We start from the raw sequence: 21,136 nt of genomic DNA on the forward strand, positions 1-21,136 counted from the left end.
ACAAGATATGAGACGCCTGAGCGTACTTGTCAGCGCTTACGCCTGCAGCCCATTGGCTGGATCGGAGCTGGGGGTGGGTTGGGGATGGGTCAAGGCCATCTCCGCATATCACGATCTCTGGGTACTGACTGCCGAACATTTTCGGCAGGAAATTGAAGAAGAATTACGCCGCGATAGAAATTTAGCTAGCAGGGTACGGTTTATCTATATCCCAAGAAAGCGTCATCGTCTGGCTGAAATACTCTGGCCACCTATGTATCTCTTCACCTATGCGCACCAATGGCAGAAGACAGCATACGAAACCGCCGCGCAATTGCATCGCAAAGTTCATTTCGACTTGGTTCATCAACTCACCTATGTAGGGTTCCGAGTGCCAGGTCAGTTATGGCGCCTTGGCATCCCCTTTGTGTGGGGGCCGATTGGGGGGCTTGAGCAGACGTCGTGGTCACTGATTCCACATCTTGGACTGTATGGAGCAGCGCATTTTACGGCTCGAAATCTTCTAAACGACCTTGATCGGAGATTTGCGGCATTGCCGAAAAAAGCCTTCGCTGCTGCGAAGGAAGGAATCATTGCGGCAACAACAGGCATTCAATATGAGATCAAGCGGTTTTATGGCTTGGATTCCACCGTAATAAGTGAGATAGGCTTGCCTCTGCACATCCCGGGTCAGGCAACTTTACGTGAAGATGGGCAGCCGCTCCGCTTAGTCTGGTGCGGTAATTTGAATCCCGGCAAGGCTTTGCATTTTCTTCTCGATGCACTGAAAGAGCTTCCATCTGGTTTGCAATGGCGTCTCGATGTGGTAGGAGATGGTCCGTGTCGCACGACATGGCAAGATAGAGCCGATAAAAATGGGCTTTCATCCAACTGCGAGTGGCATGGAAAAACCTCTCGCGAAACGGCCCTCCGAATAATGAGAGAGTCACACATTCTGGTCGTGACAAGTGTGTACGATCTAACCTCTACAGTTGTGGTTGAGGCGATGGCGAGTGGTGTCCCTGTAGTATGTCCCAATCACTGCGGGTTTCCAGACGCCGTAACATCCGATGCAGGCATACTTGTTAATGCAACAACACGGCGAAGTCTGGTCAACGGAATAACTTCCTCCATACACGCGCTCTACGATGAGAACCTGCGAAGCAGGCTAGCCCAAGGTGCGTTACGACGTGCGGATATGTTCTTGTGGGATCAAAAAGCTCAAGCTGTCTCTGGTCTTTATTGGTCTCGCCTGTCTGGTCAACGTACGGTTCTGGACGAATCAGGAGCAGATTGATGAGCAGGGTTACTGTCGTCATTCCGATTTATAATGCCATGCCATACCTTACTGAATGTATTGATAGCATTCTCAATCAGACCATTCAGGAATATGACGTAATCGCAGTGGATGACGGATCGAGTGATGGATCGGCGGAATATCTTGCCTCCATAAAAGATCCACGCATCCGAGTTCTCACCCAGCAAAGAGGGGGAGCTTCAGCTGCCAGAAAAGCTGCCTTTCTACAAAGTAAGACCGAATATGTGGCATTTATGGATGCAGACGACATTTCACTTCCACGTCGTCTTCAGGAGCAAGTAGAGTACCTCGACAAAAATCCAAATGTAATTATGGTTGGCTCCCAGGTTCGACTGATAATTGGGCAAGTATCTCAGGCAGGCCTGAAACTTCCACTTGACCATGAAACGATACTTCACAGCTTCTGTTCGGCACGAGGGCCTATGTGCAATTCAAGCCTCATGTTCAGAGCCGATAAGGCACTCCCATGCTTCGAGTATCCTGAGATGCAACTCGGCGAGGAGATTGACTTCTGCCTGAAGATGTCGGAACGTGGGGAGCTTGCAAACCTTCCAAAGGTTCTTGTGGAATACCGACTCAGTGAAGGGCAAACGTCGCTTTCGCGCACGCGTGATTTGGTTATCGGTGCTCATTATGCGGCATATTGCTATACGTGCCGTATAGTGGGGCAAATCGAACCAGCAATGTACGATTACAAAAAAAATGCGTCTACATTGGACGTCATGCGATGGAATCAGGATGCAATAGTCATCGCGTATTACAGAAAAGCGAGAATATTATTGGCATCCGGCAATGTCATAGATAAGGTTCGTGGGTATTCCAATCTGGTCATCGCTTCTGCATGCAACCCCAGACTCTTCCTTCAGAGGGTTTTTGCATACAGGCCATTCATCGCTTTACGCAAAACCATATAAATAGAGATCATCGCAGGCCTTGTTCTTAACTCGATGGAATCATGCACAAGAAGAAGCTCAATTCCAATATCCTACCGGGACGCTCTCCATTCCTGCTGTCTTTGCGATCCATCGCCAATAATATTCGCACATCGCTTTATTTCTCACTACGCTGTCGTTGGGTTAAGCGGTCTGGAATGGTCAGGATTCCCTGGTCCACCACTATTTTCTCAGCTCATCGAGATGTGAGTATTGGAGATCGAGTGCAGTTTGGAGCAAACTGCTGGATACACTGTGACATTTCATTCGGAAACGATATTTTGATAGCGCCATCCGTTGCGTTTATCGGAAGAGATGACCACAGATATGACATTCCAGGCCTCAGCATTTGGGATTCACCGCGAGGCGATACCTACAAAACCATCGTGGAAGATGACGTGTGGATTGGTTACGGAGCAATCATCCTTTCGGGCATTACCATCAGTACAGGATCAATCATTGCGGCAGGGGCGGTAGTTGTAAAGGACGTGCCTCCATACAGCGTAGTCGGAGGAAATCCCGCCAGAGTTATCTCATCGCGCTTTGCAGATGAGCAGCTTCATGCTCACGAAACTATCATTAGCTCCCGTCGCGATAACAATCATACGGCTATCCCTTCCTGATGTGGCATCCAGCTTTGTGACACCAGCACTATAAGTGCTGTTATACGTGACTGCATTTTTCTTAGCTACTTCACAAATAGGACAACCAATATGACCAGGATTCTTGTAGCAGGCGGTAGTGGCTTTATCGGCAACCACCTCGTTAAGCGACTCAAGTCCGAAGGCTATTGGGTAAGAACTGCAGACATCAAGCAAGGCAAGTTCTCCCCTACTCTTGCTGACGACTTTCTCATTGGCGATCTCCGTGACGTACAGTTTGCGCGCGCAAGCGTCAATGGCATTGACGAGATATATCAACTCGCAGCTGATATGGGTGGCGCTGGATACCTATTTACAGGTGAGCACGACGCAGCTGTGATGCATAACTCCGCATTGATTAACCTGAACATACTGGAAGCCGGCAGAACCGCCGGTGTGCGAAAATTTTTCTATTCTTCTTCCGCATGTATTTATCCGGAATATAACCAGCTCAGTCCTCATGCTCCGAACTGCTCAGAAGAATCGGTATATCCTGCCGCACCTGACAGCGAGTACGGATGGGAGAAACTGTTCAGTGAGCGGCTGTATTTTTCTTACATGCGCAATTATGGAATCGATGTTAGAGTAGCTAGATTTCATAACATTTTCGGACCGGAAGGTGCCTGGCGTGGCGGCAGGGAAAAGGCGCCAGCAGCAGTGTGCCGGAAGGTTGCTGAAGCGGTATCCGGAGGGGAAGTTGAAATCTGGGGCGATGGCAGCAACACGCGCTCTTTCCTCTACATCGACGAGTGCATCGAAGGCGTTCGCAGACTGATGGAATCTTCTTTTCCGGGTCCAGTGAACATTGGCTCCGAAGAAATGATTACTATCAATGATCTCGCTCGCCTCGTCATGGATATTGCCGGGAAGGAACTGCATATACGAAACATTTCTGGACCAACTGGCGTCCGTGGCCGCAACTCCGATAACCGACTAATTCGAGAGCGGCTCGGATGGGAGCCCTCACAGCCGCTGCGCCAAGGCATGGAAATTACTTATCGCTGGATTGAGCAGCAGGTAGCATCCTCTGCTCCGTTGCAAAGCCGCAATATCCTTTCAACTGTGTAATCACCCCTTTCAATCTTTTTCAAACTCACCACTATTCTTATACCGGGCCAAGGAATGAGTTATATGTATTCATTACTATTCCTCTTCTTCTGTTCGTGCACTCTGTCGCTGGTCTTGACGCCGCTCGTCCGAAATGTGGCTTCGCGCTTCGGGGTCGTGGATCATCCTGATAATTCTCGCAAACTTCATAAGACACCGATTCCCCGCCTTGGTGGAATTGCGATTCTCGCTTCCGTCTTATGTGCGTATGGCTTGTTGTTACTTGTGCGACTTAGCGCAGGTCATATTGTCCGATCAGGAATGCCCTTTGCTGTACACCTTTTTCCAGCAGTCGCGCTCATCTTTGGAATGGGGCTTTGGGACGACATATTCAGGCTAAACGCATGGAATAAGTTGGCCGTACAGTTATTGGCTGCGCTACTGGCTTGGACAAACGGCATCCATCTGGACACGATTGGAGGGCACGCCGTGCCTGCTGTATTCAGCGTGATTCTGACAGTTGCCTGGATTGTGGCCTGCACAAATGCCGTTAATCTTATCGATGGCATGGATGGGCTTGCTACTGGGGTCGGCCTGTTTGCAACAATTACTACACTCGTCGCATCTTTGCTTCACCATAATATTGAGTTGGCATTCGCTACGGTGCCGCTAGCCGGAGCTTTGCTGGGATTCCTCCGCTACAACTTCAACCCCGCATCAATATTCTTGGGCGACTGCGGCAGTCTGACAGTCGGATTCCTGCTCGGTTGTTATGGGATAGTATGGAGCGAGAAATCTACAACCATACTTTCCATGAGTGCGCCGCTTCTGGCACTTTCTCTTCCCCTCCTTGATGTTGCTCTCGCGATTTCGCGGCGTCTTTTACGCCGGCAATCAATCTTTTCTGCTGACCATGAGCACATCCACCATCAGTTACTATTGCGAGGCCTTACAACGCGTCGAGCCGTCCTTGTTCTCTACGGAGTCAGCGGACTTGCAGCCACCGGATCGCTTCTGCTGACGACGGCACGTGAGCAATATCACGGCTTCGTCATAGTTCTCTCCTGCCTCATTGCATGGATCGGGATACAGTACCTCGGCTACAAGGATTTCGCGGTTACCAGTAATCTTGTTTTTGGAAGAGGCTTTCTTAGTCTTCTCAGTATCCGGATCAGGCTTCTTCGATTTGAAAAGCAGCTATCCGCCTGTACGACACTTGAGGAACACTGCCTTCTTATCTGTCAGGAATATGCGCAATTTGGATTTTCCGGAATTCTGGTTCGCCTTGATGCGGTCCAGAACAAGCTGGGAGTTTTCAATGGCTGGCAAGTTCGCATCAACTTTCCAGGTCATGGCTATGTTTATCTAGCCCGCGAACAGGATGCCAGAAAATACTCCGCATATGCCGTGCATTTTGTTGATTGCGTTGCGAAGGCGCTCTCAAATAAGTTGAACGAACTGACATCGGAAGAAATTCGACCAACTCTCGCTGCATTGTCTTTTGATGCTATTGCAACTGAAACCAGTACGGAGTCATCTTTCGAGACCTAAGCCTGCGTTCTGCGTTATCAACCGAACTTATGACTGGAGAATGTACCCAAAGCTTGGAGTGCATCCCTTTGTATTTAAGTCTTCTTCTCACCTGCGAATGCTTCAGGGCTTTATTGCGTTCCGTTCTCTTCGACGATTTACGGACGTTGTTCCTGATGGGGCATGCCAACCGCTAACCGTGCAGGCATCAGCCCCGGATCTCCATTTCCTATCACATTCTGAACGAGACAATCTAAACCGGCAAGGATAGTGCTGGTCCAGATGAAAAATATTTCATGTGAGAACAACTCACGCTATATTGCGATTGCCAAGCGTCGATGCCACTCAGAGCCTCTGAGTGGCATGATTGCATGGAGTCCTAAGCAAAGCTTCTCGGTGGCTGTAATCCCGTCGCACAAACATTACAGCCACTTGTTTAAATCCGCTTTCTTGAATTCACTGTAGATTCGATTGTGAGATCTGCACTCCCGTGCCGGGGCCGTAATTGACAAAGTATATTTGGGCTCCTGCTGCGATTGAAGAATTATCCACGATAAAGCCCGAGGTTCCGTTCGGCGTTATCCCCAACGGATTCTGGGGGCAGGTCAGTACCTAAGATGTTCACGGCTGGGTTACTGAACAATTTCATCGACTATCCTCCGGCTAAGCGATTGGATTATCCATTAAAAACTATCGATTTTGCTAGGAATAGTTGCTGATCTTTCTCGCGGTAAGCATCCCTCGATTTGAGGTAGAGCGCTAGCCTAAAGTTTGGAAGCAGGCCTGATATTTAGGGATTAACATCTTTCCCACAAGCGCTGTTACTCTTCCTATCGTGCTGCGCCCTTCTGCCGAATGAACACCTGCGAATGATTAGTATCTGGCAGCATCAACCACTAGTTATGTCATAAATGGATCAACTCGCAAAATGGCGCTCTTGTCGAAGGGTACTGTCTGCACAGTGCTGTACATGAATGTAGCAGTGTTACAGAGGAAAACACATCTATCTCTTGTCCATTCATAAGCCATAGAAGTCAGCGCATCGCCATCGCGCCCGCTCTCTTGATTCTGGTCAAAAGGAGGCTCTTATCCAGCGTGACGAGATAAAAGGAGAGCAGATCTTGTCCGAGATTTCACTCATAACTCCGCGCGGTAAGAGTCCTGAGTAAATCTAGCTAACACGACATCAAACTCAATTACCGTCGTTCCGTCCTTTTCAAGGTTAAGAGGAAAGAATCCGGTTGGGGCATACCCAAGCGAACGGTAATAGACAAGTGTCTCTAGCATATCGGGCTGTTCCCGATATAGCGGCCTGATCCCCGGCATCTCGCTTTGCATTGCCACAACCTTCTCAAGAACACTCGCTGCTCCAATAACCACTCTCCTGTCGTATCCTTGTGTGTCGAGCTTCAAATATATCCGAGAGTTCGCCAGATCAAGCTCTGGAACCACTGTCTCCAATCTCCGAACCATAACGACTTCACGACCTCGATCATCTGCATGATGAGGGAAGGAATCATCTGCATGATCGCTGGCTTGCAGGAAAGAATTCCAGTCACTCGCTTGATAGAGATAAATTTCCTGGCTGGTATTCTCAGCCCCAAGCGCAAAGTTGCATATATCCCAGCGTGTATCCCCCCGTGCGGCATTTTGCAGTTTTGCGAACGATGCTTTAACTGGTTCAAAGCTGATAATTCTCCCTCGGTAACCAATATCTCTGAGGATGGTTCCCCATTCTCCAAAATGAGCACCGACATCCAGCACGCAGTTCACATTTTGTCGCAGTAACAAGCTCAACAGATGGCGGCGATAGGAACCAAAGAACGGGTATAGACCAAATGGCTTCGCAACCGTCTTAGCGAAGTTATATGCAGTATTTCTTATAATATGCGGCATTTAGCATACCTTGTTCAGCGAGATTTCGTAACTTGTTCCATCATTCTTCACGGACCTAATGCAGGACAATCTTTCCTACACAGATCAGCAGCATTGCTAGCGCAATACTTTATCCAACTCTGCCGCCTGTGCTCTAAAAAGAGCTAGCACTTTTCCGTTCTCATCTGACAATTCCAGTTGCCGGTCTGAGCTATTCCACGTTCTTATATGCTTTAGGGAAGACAAGAATTCTTTTTCGATATCCATTCCACGTATACACATCATCATCGTACCTGCGACGCTGTTGAAACGTAATGCGCTTCCCTTCGCAACGTAAGTCCCCGTCAGGCGATTACATCCCCCTGAACCTGTCACGCGACCTTTCGGTTGAAAGACGAGGTAGGCTTCTTTGGGTAGGTTTTCAGACAGGATTTCTTTATCTTCCAACTCAATCAGCTTCCAATGTGTCCCTCTTAGCGGCACGGATTTTCTCTCGGTCAAGATCTCTCCTGACGGGCCTGAGGTGCGCCGCATTAAGATAGTCCCTGCTTTACTGTCATGCCCCTGCGTCAGAACTTGATAGCTCTGATCCGTAGTAAATAGGAGCTGTCCCTTCGATACAACTCGCGCTCGTACTGAATATAGGTGATCGGATTCTATTTCGGATGAGTCATAGCTGATAGTAAAGTGAATGGGAGGATTGCCAGGTCGTTCTATGCGGGTCTGCCCAATCACCACCGCCGGTTTATCAGCTTCGGAGACATCTTGGAGTGTCGCCTCAAAGACCGCATCTGGGGGCAGCGCCATGCGTTCACGATAGGTTGCTGTTCCGTCAATGAAGAGTTGTTGTGCCGTTGCAATGGTCGGCAGCAAAAGCAGTGTAGTAAAAGCGAATCCTGCTCCAACTGTGATTCTCTTCATTGAAGATCCTCCGCATATCGAAAAGCATCAGCCTACATTTCAGGATTATGCAGACCTTTTCGTGTGCAAGCAAGGATGAGGCGAACGATCGCTTGGCAGGTGTCACTTCTGTGCGACTCTCTGCAATGCCAACGACCCATGCAGTGACCGTTAACAGGTGCGATCTGTCCAGGCGTACGACACGAAGATGTCACGTACGCTCAATGATCTCTACTCTTCGGATCTTCTTCAAAAATGTATTTCCGCTCAGCTTGCCCCTCTTTCGATTTCCTTTCCACGACTCCTAACCCGCGACGGAGCCGGATATAGGTTCTGCTCATAGACAAAAGGGCACTAGGCTAAGACTCCTTCCAAGACTAGCTCCTCCGGCTAATGCTCGGTCATAGATTGGAAATTGCTTAGCCCCACACCAACCAAGCGATAGAGTTGGTGAGTTCCCTGTCCTACACGCTCACACAAACGAAGCGCAATCTCGATGAGCTCTTCCTGAGAGGATGGCGGCGCGTCTGGTGTCAGACTACGGGTAAGCGAGTTGAACTCCTTTGTTTTGAGCTTCAGGACAACTGTTCTGGCACCGCGTGCATTTTGCCGCGAGGCCGCCCATACCTTCTCTGCAAGCCTGCGGATATGTGGCTCGCATACGGTGAGAGGCAGGTCTTCCTGAAAGGTATCTTCCGCTGATATTTGCTTGCGTATGCGATTCGGAACAACCGGGCTGTGGTCAATCCCGCGTGCCAGTTCATAAAGACGCAATCCCCAACGGCCAAAGTGCGCTTTAAGTGTGGCCGCATCCATCGCATGGATATCTCCCACGGTCTGGATGCCGAGTTGAATCATGCGTGCTTCTGTGACTTTCCCTACGCCCGGGATACGCCCTACCGGCAAGGGCAAAAGGAAGGACTGCACTTCGTGCGGCTGAATCACGAAGAGACCGTTCGGCTTCTTCCAGTCTGAGGCAATCTTCGCCAGGAACTTGTTCGGGGCGACGCCGGCGGATGCTGTAAGAGAAAGCTCTTCACGAATCTGTTGCCTAATCGCGATAGCTACCTTCGTTGCAGTTGGAAGTCTTGTTTTGTTTTCCGTCACATCAAGATAGGCCTCGTCCAGGGACAAAGGCTCGATCAGGTCTGTGTGACGTTGCAGAATCTCTCGCACAGCATGAGAGACAGCCTTATAGCGGGTAAAGTCAGGCGGAATGAAGATTGCTTGCGGGCATAGTCGCTCCGCCGTTACAGCGGGCATGGCAGAGTGAACACCAAACTGCCTTGCTTCATAAGAAGCTGCACAGACAACGGAGCGCTTTCCCTTCCAAGCCACCACCACGGGCCTGCCACGGAGCGCGGGATCATCCCTCTGCTCCACCGACGCATAGAACGCGTCCATGTCCACATGAACAATTTTGCGCAGCGCTGCGGGTTGAGGCTCCAGCAAAGCGTCGTTCATAACTATAGATTATAAGCGAATATATGGCGAATATGACATGTAGTTTATGGAGAAGTTAAAGAATGAAACCTGCAGTGGAAGATGTAATGGAAAAATTCGTCTATCCCGCAACTCTTTACACACCGCCAGTAATTCCCAACTACCCATCTTTAGCGGACTGGAAGCGACTCAGCGGTCCAAATCTTCGGACATTCTTCAAAACCATGGAGAGGTGGAAGGTTAGTCCGAAAGGCACACATTCGCTCCTGGGTGGAATCCGAGCCACTCCTATAACCAGTTGAAGGTACAGCAGGAAGGTCGGATTCTCTCTCAGGACCGTATGTTGCGAGTCAACTGTATCGTCGGAATTCACAATGCGCTTCACGGTCTGCTCCCCAGTAGCATTTTCATTTTGCGACGGAGGTAGCTCCAGTGGCTCGACAAATCGACCTGGAAATTTGATGAGCTCCGCAAAGGCATGTTGTCACTGATATCCGTTGTTGCCAGTCTCCTTTGGCGAGAACAGGCCAATGCGCTTATTGAGCCACGCTCCCGTATACCAGGAGAATCTGCAACGCACTTTGGGATCGCTCTATGATGATCCATGGATCGCGCACACTAAAAAGTAAACCGTACGCCGAGTTCTACGCGCCGAGCTGCCTCTGCGGAGATTGGCTCGCCGAGCGTAGGCGAGAGAACAGTGCCTACAGCGGTTGTATTCGTGTGGTTCAGCAAATTGGATGCACGCGCATTGAATGTGAGAGTCAACGGATGGGCCTTATCCTTCGGGTTGAGCAGAAACGCGCGGCTCAGATTACCGTACAGATGCCAGACACTCGGCATCGTGCCACGGTTGCGGGGTACATTACCATTCACCGTGTTTGCGGTAAGCAATCCATAGGAAGTGCTGTAGACACCAGGCCCTGGAACAGAAGCATAGGAAGGCCTGTCATTGAATGTGCCATCTCCGTTCGCATCCGTCCCCGTTGTAATGTTGAATGGATTACCGCTGTCTGCAGCTAGTTGACTGGACAGCAGAACTTTCCAGGGAAGGTTCAGAGTTCCTTGAATGGAGCCGCCACTGGATTGCCAATCAGGGCGTGAGGATTCGCCTGCATTGGTGTAGCTGGATTGGGGCGGAGCAATCTGAAGAGGAGCGTCTGATCTAAAATGTACTATGTAGGAGCTCAAATTAAGTGTGAATCGCTTGTAGCCTGTTTGTGAGAGAGCCAGGTCAAGCAAATTGCCTCTGAGGTGACCGGTGTTTTCATACTGAAAGATGTTTTCATTCGGAGCAATTGGCCTTGGCGCCAAAAGCGCCGAAGTTGGATCAGGAGGAACACCGGTGCTGCTCCCAACCATAGGAGCATTAATGTTCCTTGACCGGAAGATTCCCCAGTCTTCGGCATACGTAAAGCTCGCCGATGGATGCCAGTGATGTGGCAGCTCGTGCTCAACACTTATCTGGGTTGCCGCTGCCGGAAATTCAAACACGGAGCGAGAAAATTGATTTCTCGTGGCGACCTGAATCGCCCCGACCACGGGAGTCAATGGACTGCCATAGCTGGGTGAGTACACCATCAGTGATTGCTGACGAGTGCCATTGAGTCGGTATACCTCGGTGGCATAGCTGACCGGCGCAGGAGCATTGAAGATGCCGCTGCGCAGACTGATAACCCAGGTAGATTTTTTGTCCGGTGCCCAGGAGAACGCCACTCGCGGCGCAAAGTTAACGAACGTGCCTGGCGAAGTCTGGAAGGAGTATCGTAGCCCGGTAGACATGCTGAGACGTGATGCGAGCTTAATTGTGTCCTCACCATAGAGGGCAAGCCTCCATTGTGTCAGCGGTACCAGAGGCGTGCCCGTCGTCACCTGATAGGTGGTCGGTGCTCCCCCGATGAGATTCTGGAGAGCCCGTTGATATTGCTGGAGTGGAGTAATGGTTGTTGTTTGTCCGGTGGGATTATTATTCGCGTCGAGCACCGCGGCGCTGCCGCCGCCAAAGACATGCGCTCCGTTGAAGGTAGCAGGATCGTAATTATGGACGAAAAATCCTAATGACTGCACACCGATGCGAATAGAGTGTTTCCCGCGGATGAGCATCACATCATCGTCAATTTCGAGATCTTGCTCACGATCGTTCAGGTTCTGGCTGATCGCGCCGCCACCAGTAAAGTAGCCTGCGACTTCAAGCGACGGTGCCATCGACAATGGCATCTGTCCTGTGCGTTTCCAGGTATATCCAATGCGAGTCTCGTGCAGGAGATTCGCATTGAAGGTCTGCGTGTTGGTCAGCCTCAGATCATACTCGCTCGTCAGGCTGGAGTATCCCGCTTCCGGCAGAGTCAGGCCGCCGATACCTTGGTTGCCTATATCATTGACATGCGCAGCAAACGATACCGTTGCAATGTCTTTGGAACTTACCTGCCAGTCTCCGCGAGCGGAACCGATCCACAACCGCTGCGGCGCGGCAACGGTCTCATGCAAGGGCGTTTGGTTTCCGTCGGCGTCGAGAGTGATCGCATTCACTATGTTGAATTCGTTGATGTCTCGCTTTTCGAGAGCGAGCGCAAAATCGGTCTTTTTGGGAACAACGGGACCAGTCAGCTCGAAACCATAGCGCTGCTTGCTCGCTGGCGTTGCCGTCACGGAAAAGGGGTCTGTAGCGTTGAAGATGCCGTTGCTGTCGGTGAAGAAAGCCGCACCGTGAAACTTGTCTGCCCCTGGCTTGGTCGTAATCTCGACTCGCCCGCCCTCAAAGGTCGGGCCTTCATACTCCGGAGAGTAAGGATCGGGATTGACGCGGATGGAAGCAATCGAGTTCTTGGGCGGCATAGCGCTCGCGTTCTGAAATCCGTCCACCACGAAGAACGTCGATTGCGGAGCACCCCCACCATTCGACGCCATGATCTGAAGCTGCTGGATCAGGTCGTCTGGGTCATCGGCGAGTTGCTGTTGTATCTGCTCCTTATTAAGAGTCGTTGTCCCCGCTCCCTGCTCAGCATTGAGTCCGGTAGCATCTGCACTGACCTGTACGTCGGTTTCCACCTTGGCGAGTTCCATGCGAATCGTCAGGCGTTGCATCGTTCCGGGCTTTTTCGCCAGACGTATTGTCGCTTGAGAAAAGCCTTCCGCTTCGACAACGATATTCCTGGAACTGATCGGAACACACGTTAGCAGAAAGCGTCCTGCTGCGTCGGTCGTGGTCGTCAGGCCGCTCGCTGTCTGCACTCGCGCTCTCGGTATCAGTGCGCTTGTTGGGTCTGTCACCGTGCCCTCGATGCGGATCCCATCAAGGCATGTTTGCTGCGCGAATCCGCCCCCTAACGTCATCAAGCCAATGATCGCACTAAGCACAAAATGTCGTTTGCTGTACATTCTTGTCGCCTCAACATGACTTTCGTTGAAACGGTGCAGGGATTCGAGTGGTATGCAGCAGGATGATGGAATCGTGCAACGAAAAGCAGGAGGCTTGAAACGAGACTAACGGCGGCTGACTGCGAGCAGGCTCTGCCAACCCGGTTTGCTCATCTTCAGGCGTTCCCCATTCGAGAGGACAACCCATCCTTCATTCGGACCCTCTCGAAGAATTTCGCGGACATAGTTGATATTTACAATTGCGCAACGGTGCACGCGAATGAAAGTATCTGGATCGAGCGTTGCCGCCAGTTGTTTGATTGTCTCCCGCAGCATGTGCCGCTTCGGGCCGACGTGCAGGCAGGAATAGTAGCTGTCGGCCTCGATCCACTCGATCTCGTCAACTGTGACGAAGATATCCTTTGAACCATCCGGCACCAGAATCCGCTTGGGATGCTTTTCATGGCCAGCCGACACATCGCCCAGGACGGCCAGCGCTGACTTCAGTTGTTTCTGAGTGACTGGCGCTGCCTGGGTCGCGAGACGCTCCCGCACCCTGCGAAGCGTATTCTGTATCCGCTCGGGTTCAAGGGGTTTCGTCACATAGTCCAGTGCTTCCACCTCAAACGCATGCACCGCATATTCGTTATGTGCCGTGATGAAGACCACAACCGGCAAGTGCGCAATGCCGACCTCTTCGATGACTCCGAAGCCATCCGTCTCCGGCATCTGAATGTCGAGAAAGAGCACATCGGCCTGCTGCTCCTGAAGCGCTGCGATGGTTTCGCGGCCATTTGAGCACTCTGCAACGACATCGACATCCTTGCCCGCTGACAACAATAGCCGTAGCCCTTCGCGGGCCAGATCCTCATCGTCCGCAATGATGGCTTTCAGCCTCATGGCCGCCCCCTCTCGTAGGGAATGGTGATTGCAACCTCGTAGCCTCCATTGGCCGGTTCCGTAATCGTCAGATCGTAGCGGTCGTGATAGAAGTGTGCCAATCGCTCGCGCGTGTTCTTCAAGCCGATTCCGTGTCCCGATACTGGCTTGCTCTGCGTGCCCGGACCGTTGTCCATGACTCGCAGATGCAGGCTGTCTCCATTCCGCGACACCGAGGTTTGGATCATGCCGTCTTTCTCCCGCCGTCCTATGCCATGCCGAATGGCGTTTTCTACGATGGGCTGCAGCAGAAAGCACGGAACCAAGCCGTCCAGCGCTGCCGGATCGACCTTCATTTCCACCCGCAGACGGTTCGTAAAACGCGCCTGCTCAATCGCCAGATAGCTGTCGATAGTTTCAAGTTCCTGCGCCAGCGGGATCTTTTCCGGTGTCGTTGTAGCAAGCGTTGCCTTCAGGATCGCATTGAGATTCGAGAGCATCTCATCTGCTTCCCTTTGACGACCCAGCCGGACCAGCGTGGTGATGGCGTTCAGCGTGTTGAAGAGGAAGTGCGGCTGGAGTTGCATCTGCAGCACATGGAGCTTCGCGGCGGAGAGTTGCTGCTGGAGTTCTAGGGAGTGAAACGCTTCCTGCTGTGCCGCAATCTGCATGTGGATGATGGCGCAGGCCGACCAGATCAGCGCATAAACCAGAAAGTCCATGCTGAATCGTCCGATCTCAAAAAAAGTCAGCCTGTCGAAACGGGCGATATGCCACTGCAGCCAGAGCTGGCCCATGAACCGTGTAGCGAGATGCAGACTGCCCAGGTGCAAAGCGCTCGTAGTCGCACCCAAAAGTATCTGAAGCAAGAGATTGCTGACTGATGCCTGAAAGAACATCGGATTCCGGCGTCCGGCGGTCCAGACCAGATATGCTACTCCTGCCCACCACAGCCAAAGTACCGCTCCATAGAGAAGAGAAGGCACCCAGGACAGTCCGTGGGCAAGCTGTGCTCCCGCCGTGTGGCAACTAATCGCAGTGGCAATCGCAAGGATGCTCGCGATGCACAGAGCGATAGCGCCGGCACCGAAGATCAACCGGGAGCGACGCACCTCCACAGGCATCTTTAGCGTATCTTCCATCTGTCTTCCTTCCAGCTTGGACGGCGCAATCTTAGCGAAACGCAGTGTAGCCAGTACAGGGACCATATCCCAGTGTCCGTTGCTATCTGGTACGGATGCCAGGCTTATGCTGCGAACTATTCGGGATTTGCTATAGGGGCGTGCTTTTGCGCAACGAATCTTCAACGCCGCTCATTCCCATGAAAGAATTTGTGTTTTTTCAACGAATGCGTTGGCGATTTGGCGCAAATCGAGATCGCGACTCAATCCTCTGCGTTCTTTTCATGCGGTCAGATATAAAACGTGCGGAGATCGAAGTATTGCTTCAACAACGCCCGGATCTCTTTCATAGGCCCATTCAGCAGCATCTGTTCGCTGGGCTCGTAATACTCCTGGATCTTTTCCTGTTCGTTGACGGTATAAAGAGGTTTATAACGCTCATAGGCGTGAACTCGCTTCGGATTTCGAATCCTTAGGGGGAACTTTTCCTGTCTCTCGAACTGTACGAGTTGAACACAAAGCTCCTTGTATCTGGCATAAATTTTCTCGATGCTACCCGCCCTCCGCACCAGCCTCTCAGCGAGACCATCCGCTTCTGCGTCAGAAGACGCTTTCATATATTTCGCGTGGAGTCTCAATAGTTTCCCAATCTGGGTTCGGAGCTGTTGTTGCAACGTGTTTTTTCTCTGATACACCCTTGCAAAGACAGCGGAGCCCTGCCTCCGTTCCAGATCAGTCGTGTAAGGAGGCTTCTCGAAGAACAGATGCTGCGCTCCCGTATAGATGCTGGTTCGAGGATATGCCGGGATATCCCCTTTCTCTTCAATCTTCGCCACAAGCGACGCCATCATGACGTCGCCTTCTGTGTGGGCAAGTCTCTCCATCTCCTTCTCTGTCTCTCCAGCCACAATGTCCCACGACATGACGTTGTATTCACCCGGCAGATCGCCAAATCCGATGTGTTCGGATTGAAAGAGATGCCGCACCTTGATGCTCATGTCTCCAGTGGCATGCAGAGAAGGAACATTCATCCATAATGGCTGCTGCTGTTGAAAGCTGACAGGAACGGCGAGACCATGCAACAGGCCGCCCAAACCATTCACTTTGGATTTGTCCTTTTTCCCCTCGTGCTGCGCATAGCCATACGATATGTGCGGCCGTTCCGCCATAGAAAGAAAGGGGTTTCGGCTTGTTGTCAGTCCCGCAAATGCCCTGAGCACATCGGGCATGACTCTCTCAAAATCGTTGTAAGAATTTACGTATAAGTTCCCCAACAGATCGTATAAGTTTTGCCCCTCGTGATAGTACTTTCGCACGGATTGTGGAAACTCACCTTTGTCTACAACCGTTCTTAGGTCTTCCCAGCTTTTTACAACAGCGTGGCTAAAGGATCTACCTGTCTCGGATGTCGCAGGACTCAAGAGAGTAGAGCCTACCGGAAATTTGGCAGGATACTGTTGCTGCATTTCTTCGCTCTTGAAATGGATGCCTCGAAAGAGAGGAGTAACAAATTGTGGAGGAGGAGTTTTTGCATACTCTTCTGCCAGGATGGCCTTACGAATCTCGGAAGCGACCAAGGGATACGATTTGGCTTCCGCCTCCAAATGCTCGAGCTGGGTCTTGGTATGCAGAGTCGTCTCAATCACATCAGTTCGCCATGGCCACAAGTTAATTTTCATCCGCTGGACTACGGGCCCGGCCGCAATCGGCGCAAGGCAGATTCCTGAACGAGTTGCTTGTCCTACGGCTGCACTTCGCTGTACACCGATTTCTGCCCGCACAGGCTTGTAAATCGGAGGCGGCCCCGGATTGAAACCACCCGAGCTAGAACGTTGCGCTGGCTTTACTGTAGCAATCTGCTGACGAACCACCGCGGCCGGAAGCGGCCGGTACGCTGGAGGAGCTCCCGGCGCGAACTTCCGTTGACCTCCCGCCTGTGCGGACTGTCGCGCAACTGAAAGCTCTTGCCGGATCGCGGCAGCTGCAACAGGGCGATACACCGGAGGTGCCGCAGGCGCGGGCGCGGGTTTCTGCTGCACGGCCGCTTTGGTAAGCGGCACTATGGTCTGCGATCGGAGAATCGGGCTGGACAGGATAGGACGATACACTGCAGGAGCTCCGGATGGGACACGTCTGGGAGGCGTCTGCAGTTGTCCGGTCAAAGATCTCTCGGAGGACATACCCAATGGACCAGGGTGTTTCATAATTCCCAGCCTCTCTCGACAATAGTTTGCCAGATTTTCAGGGATTTTTGTACGGAAAGACAGCCGGCCTGTTCAAGAAGGAAGACGGCAGGAGATGAATCCGAAAAGTGTAGCGGCACGCCACCTCCGCCGCACTGTCCACTTTAGGAGCGCTATCAGCGCCTTAGCACTCTTTGAGTGGCTTGGTGATTATGTGCCGATTGAGAAAACTCTCTTGTTTAAGCAATTGCGGGCTAAGCGCGATTAACCTGTTGGAACGGGTAGCGCACACACTGAAATGTGTATACTGCCGCGCCTTACTACTACGGCTACACGGAGCAGTTGCAGAAGACCATCAAGTTTCTTCAGGCCGGAGATTTCCTCAATGTTGATATCTTCGGATGAATTGATATTTCATCTCCATTTGTTTCGAGTATCAGGCTCTTCGCTCAACCCAACCGCACGGATACTGGTGGTTGCAACTACAAACTTCCAGGTCATATATGAAGGAAGAGGGTTTTGGTCCGAGCACAGCACATGGCTAAGCCAATTAGCAGAGAATGATGGACGAAAACGAGAGGTGAATCTCGTCACAAAGAGATAAAGGCGAATCAAGTACGCTGCTCTTAGTGATCTGCGTATCTCTCTTTGCGACCTGGAATCTCTCGACTTGAATCGCGTGGACAAATTGGTGTAGTTACCGAATCCTGGCACCTTCTAAAGATGTCTCATATCGTGCTTGGTTATAAGCTCAAAACTGGTCACGAAGAGCTCCTCCTGAGATATGAAAAGCGATTGCGAATCTTTGAATGCCCCACTACCTTTTTAACCCCTTCGAGGATTCAGTAATGTTCTGCAGTAGTCCCTGTAGGGGATGACACTATACAATCGGTCCGCCAAAAACAATGAGATGCGTCGACGTCTCCGGCAGGCATTATGTCTGATCTTTCGCAGTAACGTCATATATGCCAAGTAGCGTGTGCGGATGCAATTCAAACATCTCAACGTGATGTCCGTCATATTCCGTCGTGTATACCCGCAAGTATTTTTATAAAGTTATTGCGCAAAACAGGTCTTTATCGTCTGGCCTGGATTTGCGACAACACTAGCGAGGTATGTATGGGACGATCTATTTGGCAGGCGATGCAGCAAAAGGGATATAGCAGGCGCCAGTTTCTTGAGTTCTGCGCCGCAGCCGCCACCATCGCCGGCATCGAAAAGACAGGCGTTAGCCAGGTTGTCTCGGCCTTTGAAAAGAAAGACAAGCCTGCGGTTGTTTGGATGCATTTTCAGGAATGCACGTGCTGCAGCGAGTCTTTTCTGCGCGCCACGCACCCTATTGTCAGCGACGTGCTACTTGATGTGCTTAACCTCAACTACACCGAGACTCTGATGGCAGCTTCCGGCTTCCAAGCCGAAAAAAGCCTGAATGACACAATCGAGAACAACAAGGGCAAGTACATTGTGCTGGTGGAAGGCGCCGTGCCTACGCATGACGGAGGCGTCTACTGCATGATTGGAGGCAAGACCGCGGAATCGATTCTTCAAACGGTTTCCAAGGATGCCGCGGCCATTGTGGCCTGGGGAAGTTGCGCTTCCAACGGTTGCGTGCAGGCTGCCAAGCCTAACCCCACCGGCGCCACACCCATTCACAAACTTGTCGACAAGCCTGTCATCAACGTTCCGGGCTGTCCTCCAATTGCCGATGTCATGATGGGCGTCGTCACACATTTACTGGTTCTAGGCCAGATTCCGGCGCTTGATTCGCTTGGCCGTCCCAAGGAGTTTTACGGCAGGCGCGTCCATGACACGTGCTATCGCCGCCCGAATTATGATGCTGGGCTTTTTGTCGAATCCTTTGACGATGAAAATGCGCGCAAAGGCTACTGCCTTTACAAGATGGGCTGTCGTGGTCCGGTTACCTATAACGCCTGCTCGGTTGTGCGCTGGAATGAGGGCACCAGTTATCCCATTCAATCCGGTCATGGCTGCATTGGTTGCAGTGAAGAAGGCTTCTGGGACAACGGCCCGTTCTATCAGCATCTTCAGTCATTCCCCGGATTCGGCATTGAAAGCACTGCCGATACGATTGGTTCTGCTGTCGGACTGGTTACGATTGCCGGCGTAGCCGCGCACGCCGTGGTTACCAATGTCCGCAAGCAAAAGATCATTGCAGAAGTTCACGCCGAAGAGCAGAAGGAATCGTAAGCAAGCATGACAAAGCGAATCATAGTTGATCCTGTAACTCGCATTGAAGGCCATCTGCGTATTGAAGCAGTGGTGGAAAATGGCGTGATTACCGATGCCTTCAGTGCCGGCACAATGATACGCGGACTGGAAAAAATCCTTATTGGGCGCGATCCACGCGACGCCTGGGCTATTACCGAGCGAGTCTGCGGCGTCTGCACTACGGTGCATGCGCTGGCCAGCGTACGTGCTGTCGAAGATGCTCTCGGTATTGCTGTTCCGCCCACCGCAGAATTGATCCGCAACATCATGATGGCTACGCTCTACATCCAGGATCACGTGGTGCACTTCTATCATCTGCACGCGCTTGATTGGGTCGATATTCTCAGCGCACTCAAGGCTGACCCCAAAAAGGCAGCCGAGTTGGCGCAATCATTCTCCAAGTGGGACAAGAACACAGCCGCACACTTCATGGATGTACAGGCCAAGATCAAGGCTTTTGCCGCCAACGGTCTCGGTATCTTCGCGAATGGCTACTGGGGTCACCCGGCCTATAAGCTGCCACCCGAGGTCAACCTCATTGGTGTTGCGCATTATCTCGACGCGCTTGAGTGGCAGAAGGAAGTTGTAAAGATTCACGCTGTTTTTGGCGGCAAAAATCCACACCCGAACTACCTTGTCGGCGGAGTGCCATGCTCCATCAACGTGGATGAAGTAGCCGCCATCAATTCTGAGCGGCTAAATCTTGTTGCACGCCTCATCAGCCAGGCAGATGAGTTCGTCAACCAGATTTACATTCCCGATCTGCTTGCCGTGGCTTCTTTCTATAAGGATTGGTCGAAGTACGGCGGCGGCCTCAAGAACTATCTGAGTTATGGTGAGTATCCTACCAAGGGCTTCTCGCAGATTGATTCCTTCAAGTATGCGCGCGGTGCTGTCCTTGGCCGTGATCTCACTACCGTACATCCGGTGAACCCGCGCGACTCTCAGGAGATCAAGGAGTACATTGCGCACTCCTGGTACAGCTATGACGGAGGCGACCAGGCTGGCGTTCATCCGTGGGCTGGCGAAACAAAGATCAACTACACCGGCCCCAAGCCGCCCTTCGAGTCTCTCGAAGGGCATGACAAATACTCCTTCCTTAAGACGCCACGCTGGAAGGAAAATCCGATGGAAGTGGGTCCGTTGGCGCGACTCATCGTTTCCTATGCGGCCGGTCGCGCCGACGTGAAAGAGATCGTCGGACAAGTCCTCGGCAAGTTGAATGTTCCCATCGAAGCGCTCTTCAGCACGCTTGGCCGCACGGCTGCGCGTGGCATTGACGCGGCACTGGCCATGAGTTGGCTCAAGGAGTTCTTCTCCGAGTTGATGGGCCGTGTCAAAACCCGCGAGACCTCCACCTTCAACAACGAAAAGTGGGACCCCAAAAGCTGGCCTGCTGAAGCCGAAGGAGTAGGACTTGCCGAGGCTCCGCGAGGTTCCCTTGCCCACTGGATCAAAATCAAGAACGGCAGAATCGACAACTATCAGCTCGTTGTACCCACTACGTGGAACGGTTCGCCGCGCGATGCAAAGCAGCAACGTTCCTCCTTTGAAGAGGCTCTGATCGGCACACCTGTCGCGAATATTGAGCAGCCGGTCGAGATTCTGCGCACCATTCACTCCTTCGATCCATGCCTGGCCTGTGCAGTGCATCTTTACGATCCGCAAGGCAAACAATTAGCCAGAGTTTCTTTCGAGTAGG

General features: G+C 51.7%; 14 protein-coding genes. 7 read left to right on the plus strand and 7 right to left on the minus strand.

Annotation, left to right across the window (positions count from 1 at the left end; all coding sequences use genetic code 11):
- The first annotated feature begins 7 nt into the window (after positions 1–7).
- From AC5S3R_RS02530 to AC5S3R_RS02550, 5 genes are all read left to right on the plus strand, one after another.
- Positions 8–1,276: a glycosyltransferase family 4 protein gene (locus AC5S3R_RS02530; protein ID WP_494265046.1), complete on the plus strand. Its 1,269-nt coding sequence runs from the start codon at positions 8–10 to the stop codon at positions 1,274–1,276.
- Positions 1,276–2,211 carry a glycosyltransferase family 2 protein gene (locus tag AC5S3R_RS02535; protein WP_494265047.1) on the plus strand — a complete coding sequence of 312 codons (936 nt, stop codon included), beginning with the start codon at positions 1,276–1,278 and terminating at the stop codon, positions 2,209–2,211. The genes AC5S3R_RS02530 and AC5S3R_RS02535 overlap by 1 nt, the downstream gene beginning before the upstream one ends.
- Positions 2,212–2,252: 41 nt before the next feature.
- Positions 2,253–2,852, plus strand: coding sequence for an acyltransferase (locus tag AC5S3R_RS02540; protein WP_494265048.1), 600 nt, complete (start codon positions 2,253–2,255; stop codon positions 2,850–2,852).
- A 90-nt stretch (positions 2,853–2,942) separates the two neighbouring features.
- A complete protein-coding gene (locus AC5S3R_RS02545) occupies positions 2,943–3,938 on the plus strand; it encodes an NAD-dependent epimerase/dehydratase family protein (protein WP_494265049.1) in 996 nt (331 codons plus the stop codon).
- A 63-nt stretch (positions 3,939–4,001) separates the two neighbouring features.
- Positions 4,002–5,468, plus strand: coding sequence for an MraY family glycosyltransferase (locus AC5S3R_RS02550; RefSeq protein WP_494265050.1), 1,467 nt, complete (start codon positions 4,002–4,004; stop codon positions 5,466–5,468).
- A 1,116-nt stretch (positions 5,469–6,584) separates the two neighbouring features.
- Here AC5S3R_RS02550 and AC5S3R_RS02555 read toward each other — a convergent pair.
- The 7 genes from AC5S3R_RS02555 to AC5S3R_RS02585 form a co-directional block, all read right to left on the minus strand.
- Positions 6,585–7,343 carry an FkbM family methyltransferase gene (locus AC5S3R_RS02555; protein WP_494265051.1) on the minus strand — a complete coding sequence of 253 codons (759 nt, stop codon included), beginning with the start codon at positions 7,341–7,343 and terminating at the stop codon, positions 6,585–6,587.
- A gap of 96 nt (positions 7,344–7,439) precedes the next feature.
- Positions 7,440–8,243 carry a YbaY family lipoprotein gene (locus AC5S3R_RS02560; RefSeq protein ID WP_494265052.1) on the minus strand — a complete coding sequence of 268 codons (804 nt, stop codon included), beginning with the start codon at positions 8,241–8,243 and terminating at the stop codon, positions 7,440–7,442.
- Positions 8,244–8,612: 369 nt separating this feature from the next.
- On the minus strand, positions 8,613–9,686 hold the full coding sequence (gene dinB, locus AC5S3R_RS02565; protein WP_494265053.1) for a DNA polymerase IV: 1,074 nt from the start codon (positions 9,684–9,686) through the stop codon (positions 8,613–8,615).
- Positions 9,687–10,283: 597 nt separating this feature from the next.
- On the minus strand, positions 10,284–13,043 hold the full coding sequence (locus AC5S3R_RS02570; protein WP_494265054.1) for an outer membrane beta-barrel protein: 2,760 nt from the start codon (positions 13,041–13,043) through the stop codon (positions 10,284–10,286).
- Positions 13,044–13,148: 105 nt separating this feature from the next.
- Entirely contained in the window at positions 13,149–13,922 is a 774-nt protein-coding gene (locus AC5S3R_RS02575; protein WP_494265056.1) for a LytR/AlgR family response regulator transcription factor, read from the minus strand.
- On the minus strand, positions 13,919–15,043 hold the full coding sequence (locus tag AC5S3R_RS02580) for a sensor histidine kinase (RefSeq protein WP_494265057.1): 1,125 nt from the start codon (positions 15,041–15,043) through the stop codon (positions 13,919–13,921). Before AC5S3R_RS02580 ends, AC5S3R_RS02575 begins: the two co-directional genes overlap by 4 nt.
- 269 nt (positions 15,044–15,312) lie before the next feature.
- On the minus strand, positions 15,313–17,130 hold the full coding sequence (locus AC5S3R_RS02585; RefSeq protein WP_494265058.1) for a hypothetical protein: 1,818 nt from the start codon (positions 17,128–17,130) through the stop codon (positions 15,313–15,315).
- Positions 17,131–18,324: 1,194 nt separating this feature from the next.
- On the opposite strand from AC5S3R_RS02585, the gene AC5S3R_RS02590 reads away from it, so the two are divergent.
- Positions 18,325–19,413, plus strand: a complete 1,089-nt coding sequence (locus tag AC5S3R_RS02590; RefSeq protein WP_494265059.1) for a hydrogenase small subunit — start codon at positions 18,325–18,327, stop codon at positions 19,411–19,413.
- 6 nt (positions 19,414–19,419) lie between these two features.
- Positions 19,420–21,135, plus strand: a complete 1,716-nt coding sequence (locus tag AC5S3R_RS02595; protein WP_494265060.1) for a nickel-dependent hydrogenase large subunit — start codon at positions 19,420–19,422, stop codon at positions 21,133–21,135.
- Position 21,136: the final 1 nt, after the last annotated feature.

The sequence above is a fragment of the Occallatibacter sp. FHG110214_02 genome (assembly GCF_059115385.1).